Consider the following 12,708-nt stretch of genomic DNA (forward strand, 5'->3'; position numbering starts at 1 on the left):
CCCTCAATAGCGGCGTTGCAAGGCCGGCGCAAACGCGCGGGATCGCGCCGGGAAGAGGCGTCAGCGGGCCGCCGCGCGGGCTTCTGAGGGAGCTGCGTGCCGCAGATGCTCGAAGGCCCGCAAAGCGCGGTCGCGGGCGGCGGCATGGTCGACGAGGGGCTTGGGATAAGTTTGGCCCAGCCTGATGCCGGCTGCGGCGAGGGTGTCCTGCGGTGCGGTCCACGGCTGGTGGATGAGCTTTGCCGGCAGGCGCTTCAGTTCGGGAACATAGGTGCGCACATAGGCGCCGACGGGGTCGAACTTCTCGCCCTGTGCCACCGGGTTGAAGATGCGGAAATAGGGCGCCGCGTCAAGGCCGGAGCCCGCCACCCATTGCCAGGAGGCGGCGTTGTTGGCGGCATCGGCATCCACCAGCGTGTCCCAGAACCAGTCCTCGCCCGCGCGCCAATCAATGAGCAGGTGCTTGGCGAGGAAGGAGGCCACCACCATCCGCACCCGGTTGTGCATCCAGCCGGTCTGCCAGAGCTGCCGCATGCCGGCGTCCACCAGCGGATAGCCGGTGAGGCCGCGGCGCCACGCCTTCAGCTCGCCGGAGCATTCGCGCCAGGGGAAGGCATCGAAGCTTGGCTGGATGTTGCGCCGGGCGATGTCCGGCTCCTCGGCGAGGAGGTGGTAGGAGAACTCCCGCCAGTAGAGTTCCGCCTCGAACTTCGCGGCATCGCTCCCCGGCACCTCGCCCGCATCCACCGCGTGGCGGACGGCGAAGAGGATCTGCCGCGGGGAAATCTCGCCGAAGCGCAGGTGCGGCGAGAGGCGAGAGACGTGTTCAAGGTCGGGCCGGTCCCGGCCGGTGGCGTAGCCCTTGAGGCCGTGGGTGATGAAGGCGGAAAGCCGCTCCCGCGCCGCCGCCTCGCCCACGCTCCATGCCGCGCGGAGCCCGCCGGACCAGTCCGGCTTTTCCGGCTCCAGCGCGAAGCTCTCCAGCGTGTCGCCGTCCGGTGCGCGTGCCACGCCCTTGAGGCGCTTCGGTGAGGGGAGGGGCGGTGAGAGGTCGCGCTCACGCAAAGCGGCGCGATGGAACGAGGAGAAGGTGCGCGGCATGCGCCCCGAGCCGCCCAGCACGCTGCCGGGTGGATGCAGCAGGTGGGCGCAGAAGCGCAGCACACGCCTCTCTTCCGAGGCGAGACGGGTTGTGATGGCCCGGTCCAGCTTGCCTTCGGCTTCGCCCGCCCGGTCGTTGAAAGCGACCGTGGCCGCGCCCAGCGCGGAGGCGATTTCCGGCACGATGCGGGTGGCCGGCCCCTGCCGCAGGATCAGCGGGATACCGTGGTGGGAAAGCTCCGCCCCGAGCGCGCGCAGGGATTGGGCGAGCCACCAGCGAGCGGCGCCGCCGAGGGGGCGGATGTGGGGGCTGTCCTCATCGAGGACATAGAGCGCGGCGATGGGGGCGCCGATTTCGGCGAGGGCGTTCAGCGCCGGATTATCGGCGAGGCGCAGATCGTCGCGGAACCACAGGAGGGATGGAGCGGCTGTCATGACGCACCTTCCTACGCGGACGGGACACGGGAGGTTCACTCCCTTTTCCCGTCCGGCGCAAGTGGTGAGTCATCGGCATGGAGCCCTGTCGTCAGTGGTCCATGTTCACGTCGCGGGTTTCCTTGCCGATCAGCAGGGCCGTGAGCGTGAGCAGCGCCATGACGGAGAGATAGACGCCCACCCAGAACGGGCTGCCGCCGCCATAGCTCCACAGCGCCACCGCGATGAACGGGGCCACCGCCGCGCCGAGGATGGATGAGACGTTGTAGGAGATGCCCGACCCCGTGTAGCGCACGTTGGCGGGGAACAGCTCCGGCAGCAGCGCGCCCATGGGGCCGAAGGTGAGGCCCATCAGCGTGAAGCCGATGATGAGCCAGGCCATCACGCCCACCGGACCGGCGGAGAGGATCGGCACCCACAAAAGGCCGAACAGCACGATGGCGGCGGTGATGCCGATCAGCGTGCGGCGGCGGCCCCAGCGGTCGGCCCAGGGGCCGGACACCAGGGTGAAGATGCCGAAGAACACCACGCCGCCGATCATCATCAGCACGAAGGTGCGGTAGTCGTAGCCGAGCCCCGGCACCGCCGCCGTGGTCGGGGCGCGGCCGTAGCTGAGCGAGAAGGTGGTCATCAGGTAGAACAGGACGTAGGTCGCGAGCATGTAGAAGGTGCCGAGGATCAGCTCGCGCCAGTGCGTCTTGAACGCCGCGGCCAGCGGCAGCTTCTGGATGCGGCCATGCTCGAGCGCCTTGGCGAATGCCGGGCTCTCCACCAGCGAGATGCGCACCCACAGGCCGACGATCACCATCACCGCCGAGAACAGGAACGGCAGGCGCCAGCCCCACGAGAGGAAGGCGTCGGACGGGCGGGACGGATCGCTCGAGGGCATCAGCGCCGCGATGGCGAGGAACAGGCCGTTGGCGATGATGAAGCCGATGGGCGCGCCGAGCTGCGGGAAGGTGCCGTAGACGGCGCGCTTGCCGGCCGGGGCGTTCTCGGTGGCGACCAGCGCCGCGCCGCTCCACTCGCCGCCGAGCGCAAAGCCCTGGGCGAGGCGCAGGATCACAAGCAGCAGGGGCGCGAACCAGCCGGCGGTCTGGAAGGTGGGCAGGAGCCCGATGAGGAAGGTGGCGATGCCCATGGTGAGCAGCGCGCCCACCAGCGTGATCTTGCGGCCCTTCTTGTCGCCGAGGTGGCCGAAGAAGATGGCGCCGAGGGGCCGCGCCACCATGGCCGCGCCGAAGATGGCGAACGAGGCGAGGAGCGCTGTCGTATCGTTGCCGGCCGGGAAGAACAGGTGCGGGAACACCAGTACCGCCGCGGTGGCATAGACGTAGAAGTCATAAAATTCGATTGTGGTGCCGACCAGGCTCGCGAGGATGACACGCGAGCGGGGATTGACGGCGGGCGCCGCATCGGCGGCGAAGGTCGTGGACATGCCGGTACTTTCCAACTGCGCCCCGTGCTGGCCGGAGCCGTTGGCGACGGCTGAAGGGTCCGGCAATTTTCTGTCGCGACGGCAAGGGGCAGAGAAGACCGGCGCGCAGCCTCTTTAGCGGTCCAGATAGATTATTGCGCGCAGCGACGCCAGTGCTTGAGTCCTGAGCCGGCGCGACGGTGTCCTGCGGGTAACGCATGGCGGCGGTGCCGGCGACGTCATCCACCGGGCGCCGCAAACTGTGGATGACGGTGATGACTCGCCGCGTCCACCCCTTGTGGCTCGCGCGGTCACGGACTGGTGAAAATCGAGCCGGCGCAAGGCCCATTAGGAATTTGATAACCTGCGGGCAGGCACCATATGTAGTAGGAAGTGGGGCGTAGGCCCCCAAATGATGGCGAAGAGGGGTTTGACCGGCGGGCCAGACTCGCACTAGCGTTCGGTCCTCGGCAGCCGGCATCCCACGGGTACGTATCGGTGGATGCTGGCGGGCCTCCCGGAACCCGCGAATTTCCAACCCGCCTGGCGCGGCGCGCTGCGCCATGCCCGTCGGTTTGTCACGTCCGCCACATTCGTCTTGTAGACTGATCGGCCCGAGCGGGGCCGAGCCGAAGGAGCACCGGTCATGCGCGTTGAACGCCGCTACACGCAAGAGGGTCGTTCCCCTTACGCGGACATTCCGTTCCGCGAGACCGTGAGCGAGATCCGGAACCCCGATGGCTCCGTGGTCTTCCGCCAGGAGGGCATCGAGGTGCCTGCGCAGTTCTCGCAGGTCGCCTCCGACATCCTCGCCCAGAAATATTTCCGCAAGGCCGGTGTGCCCGCGCGCCTGAAGAAGGTGGAGGAGAATTCCGTCCCCTCCTTCCTGTGGCGCTCCGTGGCTGACCATGAGGCGCTTGCCGGCCTGCCCGAGAAGGAGCGCCTGATCGGCGAGACCTCGGCCAAGCAGGTGTTCGACCGTCTCGCCGGCACCTGGACCTATTGGGGCTGGAAGGGCGGCTATTTCGACAGCGAGGCCGATGCCCAGTCCTTCTTTGACGAGCATTGCTACATGCTCGCCATGCAGATGGCCGCGCCCAACTCGCCGCAGTGGTTCAACACCGGCCTGTTCTGGGCCTACGGCATCGACGGGCCGGGGCAGGGCCACTTCTATGTGGACTACCAGACCGGCGAGCTGACGGCCTCCACCTCGGCCTATGAGCATCCCCAGCCGCACGCCTGCTTCATCCAGTCCGTCAGCGACGATCTGGTGAGCGACGGCGGCATCATGGACCTGTGGGTGCGCGAGGCGCGCCTGTTCAAGTATGGCTCCGGCACCGGCTCCAACTTCTCCGCGCTGCGTGGCGAAGGCGAGCGCCTGTCCGGCGGCGGCCGCTCGTCCGGCCTCATGAGCTTCCTCAAGATCGGCGACCGGGCTGCGGGCGCCATCAAGTCCGGCGGCACCACCCGCCGCGCCGCCAAGATGGTGGTGGTCGACGCCGACCATCCGGACATCGAGGCCTATGTGGACTGGAAGGTGATCGAGGAGCAGAAGGTCGCTTCCCTCGTCACCGGCTCCAAGCTCAATGCCAAGCATCTCAAGGCCGTGCTCAAGGCCTGCGTGAACTGCGAAGGCAATGGCGACGACTGCTTCGACCCGGAGAAGAACCCGGCGCTGAAGCGCGAGATCAAGGCCGCCCGCAAGGCCTCGGTGGCGGATGCCGCCATCCGCCGGGTGATCCAGTACGCCCGCCAGGGCTACAAGGACATCGACGTCGCCATCTACGACACCGATTGGGACGGCGAGGCCTACATCACCGTCGCCGGCCAGAACTCCAACAATTCCGTGCGCGTCACCGACGACTTCCTGCGCGCGGTCGAGGCTGACGAGGACTGGAAGCTCATCCGCCGCACCGACGGCAAGGTGGCGAAGACCGTCAAGGCCCGCGAGCTGTGGGAGAAGATCGGCTCGGCCGCCTGGCACTGTGCCGATCCCGGCATCCAGTTCCACACCACGGTGAACGACTGGCACACCTGTCCGGCGGCCGGCGAGATCCGCGCCTCCAACCCGTGCTCGGAATACATGTTCCTCGACGACACGGCCTGCAACCTCGCCTCGCTGAACCTGCTGCAGTTCCGCGACGCCGAGAAACGCTTCGACGTGGAGAGCTACGAGCACGCCGTACGGCTGTGGACGGTGGTGCTCGAAATCTCGGTGCTGATGGCGCAGTTCCCCTCGCGCCGCATCGCCGAGCTGTCCTACGAATACCGCACGCTGGGCCTCGGCTACGCCAACATCGGCGGCCTGCTCATGTCGAGCGGCATTTCCTATGACTCGGCCCAGGGCCGCGCCATCTGCGGCGCGCTCTCGGCCATCATGACCGGCGTTTGCTACGCCACCTCCGCCGAGATGGCGAAGGAGCTGGGCACATTCCCGGCCTATTCGGGCAATGCCCAGTCCATGCTGCGGGTGATCCGCAACCACCGCCGCGCCGCCCACGGCATCGCCGAGGGCTATGAGGGCCTTTCCATCGCCCCGGTGCCGCTCGATCACCTGTCCTGCCCGGACACCCGCCTCGTCGCCCACGCTACGGCGGCCTGGGACAAGGCGCTGGAGCTGGGCGAGAAGCACGGCTACCGCAACGCCCAGGTCACCGTGATCGCCCCCACCGGCACCATCGGCCTGGTGATGGATTGCGACACCACCGGCATCGAGCCCGACTTCGCGCTGGTGAAGTTCAAGAAGCTGGCCGGCGGCGGCTACTTCAAGATCATCAACCGCGCCGTGCCCGAGGCGCTGCGCACCCTCGGCTACAAGGAAGCGGAGATCGCCGAGATCGAGGCCTATGCGGTGGGCCACGGCTCGCTCGCCAACGCGCCGGCCATCAACCATGGCTCGTTGCGTGCCAAGGGCTTCGACGATGCGGCCATCGAGAAGGCCGAGGCGGCGGTGAAGACCGCGTTCGACATCAAGTTCGCCTTCAATCGCTGGACCTTCGGCGAGGAATTCCTCGCCAGCGCCCTGAAGGTGCCGGCGGCCCAGCTCGCCGACCCGAAGTTCGACCTGCTCGCCTTCCTCGGCTTCTCCAAGGCCGACATCGATGCCGCGAATGTCCACGTCTGCGGAGCGATGACGCTGGAGGGCGCGCCCTTCCTGAAGGCTCAGCACCTGCCGGTGTTCGACTGCGCCTCGCCGTGCGGCCGCATCGGCAAGCGCTACCTCTCGGTGGAGAGCCACATCCGCATGATGGCGGCGGCGCAGCCCTTCATCACGGGCGCCATCTCCAAGACCATCAACATGCCCAACGACGCCAGCGTCGAGGATTGCAAGGCGGCTTACCTGCTGTCCTGGCGCCTCGCGCTGAAGGCCAACGCGCTCTATCGCGACGGCTCCAAGCTCTCCCAGCCCCTCAACGCCCAGCTGGTGGCGGACGAGGAGGACGAGGACGACGCGCTGGAGGCGGTGCTCGCCCAGCCCAACGCGGCCCGCACCGCATCGGTTACCGAGAAGATCGTCGAGCGGGTGGTGGAGCGCATCGTCGAGCACCGCGTGCGCGAGCGGGAGAAGATGCCCGACCGCCGCAAGGGTTACACCCAGAAGGCGGTGGTGGGCGGCCACAAGGTCTATCTGCGTACCGGCGAATATGATGACGGCCGCCTCGGCGAGATCTTCATCGACATGCACAAGGAGGGCGCGGCGCTCCGCTCGCTCCTCAACAACTTCGCCATCGCCATCTCGCTCGGCCTTCAGTACGGCGTGCCGCTCGAGGAATATGTGGACGCGTTTACCTTCACCCGCTTCGAGCCCGCCGGCCCGGTGCAGGGCAACGACACCATCAAGTACGCCACCTCCATGCTGGACTACGTGTTCCGCGAACTGGCGGTGAGCTATCTCGGCCGCAACGATCTCGGCCACGTGGACCTCTCCGAGACCGGCTTCGACGCGCTCGGCAAGGGCGTGGACGAGGGCAAGGCGCCGACCAATCCGTCGGCCCGCATCGTTTCCAAGGGTCTGGTGCGCGGCAAGACGGTGAACCTGCTGGTGCCCCAGCCGGTCGTCAGCGAGCCGCGCTCCGGGACCGACAACGTGACGATGCTGCGGGCATCCACCGTCGGCGCGACAGCGCTGAAGACCGATACTTCCGAACTCGCCGAGGCCACGCCCGAGGTGGAGCATCTAGAAGCGGCGGTAGAGAGCCTGATGGAGAAGTCGCTCCCCTGGTCCGCCTCCGCCCGCAAGGCCGAGGCCCGCGCCGAGGCGAAAGCCAAGGGCTATGAGGGCGAGGCCTGCCCCGAGTGCATGAACTTCACCATGGTGCGCAACGGCACCTGCCTGAAGTGCGACACCTGCGGCGGGACCACCGGCTGCAGCTGAAGTATTGACAACCCATCTTTGATGGGTTGTCTTGTTAAGAACAAAACGGAAACGATGAGATTAGTATTATGTCTACTGCTAGGAGCCGCTCGGCGAGTGCCAGACATAGGCAGGCTGTGGCGTTAGAAAGAAAGATAAACGCAGCACTCAACAATGTGGGCGTCTGGTCTGGCGAGCGCTCTCGCCTTCTTCGCTCTCACGCTATCGGGGTGCGCCAAGCCTGGATCAGGCAAGTGGCTGCAAAGTGGGCGGAGCGAGCCGCTTGGGAATAACCCGGCAGACGGAGGCGGGGCAGCCCTCCGTCGCCGAAAATCACCCGGTCAGGCGGCGTTCTTGATGGCGAGGCCGTCCGCGTAGGACACTTCCTTGTAGTTAGAGACCTCGTCGTACTTCAGCCCCACGTCTGCGAGGGCGTCGAGCTTGGCGGCGGTGTCGAACTTCTTGAGCTTCACCTTGTCCACGTAGAAGGTGTCGATCAGCTCGTTGTAGACCGACGTGTCGTCGATGAAGATGGCGAAGATCTTCACGTCGCCGAAACGGATCAGCAGGCGATTGCCCTGCGGCAGGTCGGCGATATAGACGAAATACTTGCCGTCGCCGTCGAGGGCGGCGCCGAGGCTTTCCACCAGCTTGGGAAGGTCCTCGTAGCTGGTGATGGAGCCGGCGAGGAAGCCGATGGCGGGCTTGCCGTCTTCGCTGACCGAGAACACCTCCTTCAGCACCGTTTCCGGGCCGTCATAGGAAATCTCGCCGCGGAAGCCGAAACGGCCGGCCACGTGGGTGTCGGCATTCAGCGTCGGCTTCAGGAGCCGGCCCTCGGTGCTCAGCTTGGCAAAGGGCGTGTCAACAACAGCGGTCATGAAATGATCCTTGGGGTGAGGTCGTGACGGGCGTGCCCCTATGGGCGTGCCCCGAGAACCCCGTGTGTGCCGGCGATGGAAGCCGGACCGGGCACGGGGCCCCGGTCTGCCGTGCCCTTTCGGACAAGACCTCTGGTCCAGCGGAGGCGGTGCGCCTCAATCGCCGGTAATCAACACCTCGGGCATCTCGTTGGGGTCCTCCACGTCCAGACCATCCTCCTCGGCGAGGGGAACGTTGACGAGGCAGACGTCGCCATCATCAATGACGATCTCGATGGGGGTGAGGGACTTGCCCTTGCAGGGGCCGATGAAGCAGACGCCGGTGTCGGGATCGAACTTCGCCTGATGTCGCCCGCAGGCGAGGAAATTGGCCTCGCGGTCCAGGAACTCGCCCGGATAGGCGTCGAGCCGCTTGCCCTCATGGGGGCAGGCGTTCTCATAAGCGTGGAAACTGTTCCCACGGCGGGCGATGAAGATCGGCCACGCCTTCTTGTTGCCGTCCTCGTCGAGCCGCGCGAGCACGAAGCCGCGGGCGTCGCCATCCTGAATCTCGTAGGTGGCGCAGACGGCGAAAAGTTCGGTCATGAAATAGGCTTCCAGGTCCGGAGGGACCAAGAAGCCTCAAGCAAGAAGCGGGCCGCCGCTGCAGCGCCCCGAATGTCGCGTCTCCGACACAGCCGGCCCGGTGCCGGACGGATGGCCTCAGGACATCAGTCCACGTCGTCGACGCTCTCCGGTCCGCCGCCATAGGCGCGCTGGGCGAGGGCCGCCTGCATGAAGGGGTCGAGATCGCCGTCCAGCACCTCCTGCGGCGTACCAGAGGTGACGCCGGTGCGCAGGTCCTTCACCAGCTGGTAGGGCTGGAGCACGTAGGAGCGGATCTGGTGTCCCCAGCCGATGTCGGTCTTGGCCGCCTGCTCGGCCATGGCCTCCGCCTCGCGCTTCTTCAGCTCGAGGTCGTAGAGCTTGGCGCGCAGCATGTTCCAGGCGGTGGCGCGGTTCTTATGCTGGGAGCGGTCGCCCTCGCTCACCACGGCGATGCCGGTGGGGATGTGGGTGAGGCGCACCGCCGATTCCGTCTTGTTCACGTGCTGGCCGCCGGCGCCGCCGGAGCGCATGGTGTCCACGCGCACGTCGGCTTCCTTGATGTCCACCACGATGCGGTCGTCCACCACGGGATATACATCCACCGACGCGAACGACGTCTGCCGCCGCGCGTTGGAATCGAACGGGGAAATGCGCACGAGGCGGTGCACGCCTGCTTCGGTCTTCAGCCAGCCGTAGGCATTGTGCCCCTTCACCTGGATGGTGGCGGACTTCAGGCCGGCCTGCTCGCCCTGGCTCTCGTCCATCAGCTCCACCTTGAAGCCGTGGCGCTCACACCAGCGGCGGTACATGCGCAGCAGCATCTCCGCCCAATCCTGGCTGTCGGTGCCGCCCGCGCCGGCGTGGACTTCGAGATAGGTGTCGTTGGAATCGGCCTCGCCCGAAAGCAAAGCCTCCAGCTCGCGCCGGGCCAGTTCCGCCTTCAGCCCGTCGAGGGATGCTGCGGCCTCGGAGATCACGCCCTCGTCGCCTTCAGACTCGCCGAGATCGATCAGCTCGATGTTGTCGGCAAGGTCGCGCTCCACCCGGTCGATGGCGCCGAGGCCATCCTCCAGGCTGGTGCGTTCCTGCATCAGCTTCTGCGCCCGCTCGGGATCGTCCCACAGCTTGGGGTCTTCCACGATGGCATTCAGCTCCGCGAGACGACGGCGCGAGCGCTCCACGTCGAGGTGGGACCGCAACAGGTCGAGGGAGGCTTTGATCTCGTCGACTTTTGCGGCGAGTTCCGCGCGCATGGCTCATCTTTCTCCGGCTGAGGGCCGCGGAAAATAGCGGCGAGGGGCGCGGGTGTAAACGCCGGGCCGGCGGGGAGGGCGATCAGATGGGGAAATGGCTCATTTGGCGCGTTGCGCCGCGAGCCAGGTGCCGACGTCCGCAGCTTCGATGGGGCGGGCGAACAGGAAGCCCTGCGCGGCATGGCAGCCGAGGAATCGCAGGAGATCGGCCTGGGCCTGCGTCTCCACGCCCTCCGCGACCACCGTCATGCCGAGGCTGTGGCCGATGCGGATCACCGCCGTGGCCAGGGCCTGGGCGTTCTGGTCCTGCTCGATGGAGAGCATGAAGGAGCGATCGATCTTCAGTTCGGCTATGGGCAGGCGGGAGAGGGCGCTGAGGCTGGAATAGCCGGTGCCGAAATCGTCCATGGCGATGCGCACGCCGAGGGCCTCGATGGCCCGCGCTGTGGCGAAAGAGTTCGGGTGCTGGTCCATCATCACCCGCTCGGTGATCTCGACCCGGAGGTCCGACGGCTTGAGGCCGTACTCGCGCAGCGCGCCTGAGATGAAGCCGACGATATCACCGCTGCGGAAGCTGAGCGGCGAGAGGTTCACCGAGACGTGCGGCACCTCCACGCCTTCCTGGCGCCAGGCGGCGATGCGCTGGCAGGACGCTTCGACCGCCCATTCGTCGATGCTCTCGATGAGGCCGTATTCCTCGGCGAGCGGGATGAATCGGGTGGCGGGGACGTCGCCGTGGATCGGGTCCGTCCAGCGGGCGAGCGCCTCCACGCCGTGGAGCGCGCCGGAGGCGAGCAGCACCTGCGGCTGGTACACCAGGCGCAACGCCCGGTTCTGGATCGCTTCGCGGAGCGCCACCGACAACACCAGCCGGTCGAGCACCCGCCGGTTCAGCTCCTCGGTGAAGAAATGGAACTTGCCGCGGCCCTTCCGCTTCGCCTCGTGCACAGCGGCGTCGGCGTGCTTCAGCAGCGTTTCCGCGTCCGCCCCATGTTCGGGATAGAGCACGATGCCCACCGAGGCGGACATGGTGAGGTGAAGGGCCTGGGCGGTGATGGGCGCCGCCACATATTCCAGCAGCCGCCGGGCGATGCGGGCCGCCTCTTCCGCCGTGCAGTCATGCACCAGAATGAGGAATTCGTCGCCGCCGGTGCGGCCCACCACGTCGCCGGTGCGCAGCTGCGCCTTGAGGCGTCGTGCGACTTCCACCAGGAGCTGGTCGCCCGTGGAGTGGCCGAGGGTCTCGTTCACGTCCTTGAAATGGTCGATGTCGAGGAAGAGCACGGCGAGCGGCTGCTCCAGCGTGCGGGCCTCCACCAGCATTTCCTCGAGAACGGCGTGGAGCTGGCGGCGGTTGGCGAGGCCGGTCAGCGTGTCCACATTGGCCAGCATCTCGATGCGCTTCTTGGCCTCGAAGCGCTCCAGCGCCAGCGCGCAGAGATCGGAGCAGGCCGCGACGACATTCTCCAGCCACGGTGTCGGGCCGCGTGCGGTCTGGAAATAGAAGGCGAAGGTGGCCGCCACCTTGCCGCCGCGCAGCTTCACCGGGATCGACCAGCAGCCGGTGATGTCGGGCGGAATGGGCAGGTCCCGGAAATCCTCCCAGAGGGGGCTAGTGGCGATGTCATCCACCAGCACGGGGGTGCCGCGGAAGGCAGCCGTGCCGCAACTTCCGCACTTCGGGCCGATGGGCAGCCCCTCGACCGCCGCGGTGAACGCCTCCGGCAGGCTCGGCGCGGCGAGGACAGTGAGGCGATCGTCCGCCGTGACGCCCAGGATCGAGCACAGCGCATCCGGGGCGAGGCCCTGCACCTTGCGGCACAGGATGTCCATGATGTCGGCCATGGGCGCGTCGGCGGCCAGCGCGCCGAGAACCTGGCGCTGGAGGTCTTCGACCAGCCGGGTGTGGGTGATGTCGGCGACGACGACGACGACCTGCTCCAGCTCGCCGGTATGGCGGTCCACGACCGGCGTGACGTTGGCCGACACCCAGACCTCCATTCCCGATGCGCGCTTGAGCGGAACGTCCTCTGCGAGGGCGATGCGCCGTTCCATGGCGTCCGTGATCCGCTCCGCGAAACCGGCGTTGCCGAACCGCCCGGCGAAAAGCTCGGCCAGCGTGAGGCTGGCGGCGTCTTCCGCGCCAGGGTCCACCATGTCACGGAATGCCGGGTTGGCGTAGATCACCTTGCCGTGCGCATCGGCCACGAGCACGCCACGGTCGGTCTTTTCGGCGACGGCGGCGAGGATTCCGAGGCCCTTGTGCTCGGTGGCGGTGCTCACGGTGGGGCGCACGAAGGCGATATAGCAGGTCTCCCGCTTGTGCTGGGCCTGGGTGACAGAGACGACTCCTTCCACCCGCGAGCCGTCGCCACGCATGATCGATAGGGGGAGCTCGCTGGCCCGTCCGGCATCCCCTGGTCCGGCTCGGCCTGCGCCGCCGGCCGGAAACTCGGCTCCGGGAATGAGTTCGCCCACATCGCGCCCGATGGCGTCGGCCTGGCTCAATCCCCACAGGCGTTCAGCGGCCGTGTTGATGAAGGTGACGAGATTATTCTGGTCGAAGAAGACAACGGCCTCGCGGCCATGGGCGCGGGCAGCAGCTAGGCGATCTGCCATTTTCCAGTCCATGGCTGAAGCTCCCGACTATCGGCCCTCAGCGTCAAGAGGACGCCACAA

7 protein-coding genes are annotated in these 12,708 nt (G+C 67.1%); 1 reads left to right on the forward strand and 6 read right to left on the reverse strand.

Features of this window, described 5'->3' with window-relative positions:
- Positions 1–60: 60 nt before the first annotated feature.
- Both ACT535_RS00405 and ACT535_RS00410 read right to left on the reverse strand, forming a co-directional pair.
- The gene (locus ACT535_RS00405) at positions 61–1,536 is read right to left on the reverse strand and encodes a cryptochrome/photolyase family protein (RefSeq protein ID WP_476362968.1); all 1,476 of its coding nucleotides are present in this window, start codon (positions 1,534–1,536) and stop codon (positions 61–63) included.
- A gap of 91 nt (positions 1,537–1,627) precedes the next feature.
- Positions 1,628–2,974: an MFS transporter gene (locus ACT535_RS00410; RefSeq protein ID WP_168456661.1), complete on the reverse strand. Its 1,347-nt coding sequence runs from the start codon at positions 2,972–2,974 to the stop codon at positions 1,628–1,630.
- Positions 2,975–3,599: 625 nt separating this feature from the next.
- Between ACT535_RS00410 and ACT535_RS00415 the strand changes: the two genes are divergently transcribed.
- Positions 3,600–7,328, forward strand: coding sequence for a vitamin B12-dependent ribonucleotide reductase (locus ACT535_RS00415; RefSeq protein WP_476362969.1), 3,729 nt, complete (start codon positions 3,600–3,602; stop codon positions 7,326–7,328).
- 320 nt (positions 7,329–7,648) lie between these two features.
- Here ACT535_RS00415 and ACT535_RS00420 read toward each other — a convergent pair whose 3' ends face one another.
- The 4 genes from ACT535_RS00420 to ACT535_RS00435 form a co-directional block, all read right to left on the reverse strand.
- The gene (locus tag ACT535_RS00420) at positions 7,649–8,188 is read right to left on the reverse strand and encodes a hypothetical protein (RefSeq protein ID WP_476362970.1); all 540 of its coding nucleotides are present in this window, start codon (positions 8,186–8,188) and stop codon (positions 7,649–7,651) included.
- A 156-nt stretch (positions 8,189–8,344) separates the two neighbouring features.
- Positions 8,345–8,773: a Rieske 2Fe-2S domain-containing protein gene (locus ACT535_RS00425; RefSeq protein ID WP_168456665.1), complete on the reverse strand. Its 429-nt coding sequence runs from the start codon at positions 8,771–8,773 to the stop codon at positions 8,345–8,347.
- A 125-nt stretch (positions 8,774–8,898) separates the two neighbouring features.
- Positions 8,899–10,029 carry a peptide chain release factor 2 gene (gene prfB / locus ACT535_RS00430; protein WP_476327016.1) on the reverse strand — a complete coding sequence of 377 codons (1,131 nt, stop codon included), beginning with the start codon at positions 10,027–10,029 and terminating at the stop codon, positions 8,899–8,901.
- A gap of 99 nt (positions 10,030–10,128) precedes the next feature.
- Positions 10,129–12,648, reverse strand: a complete 2,520-nt coding sequence (locus ACT535_RS00435) for an EAL domain-containing protein (RefSeq protein ID WP_476362971.1) — start codon at positions 12,646–12,648, stop codon at positions 10,129–10,131.
- Positions 12,649–12,708: the final 60 nt, after the last annotated feature.

This window comes from Xanthobacter sp. DMC12 (genome assembly GCF_056314105.1).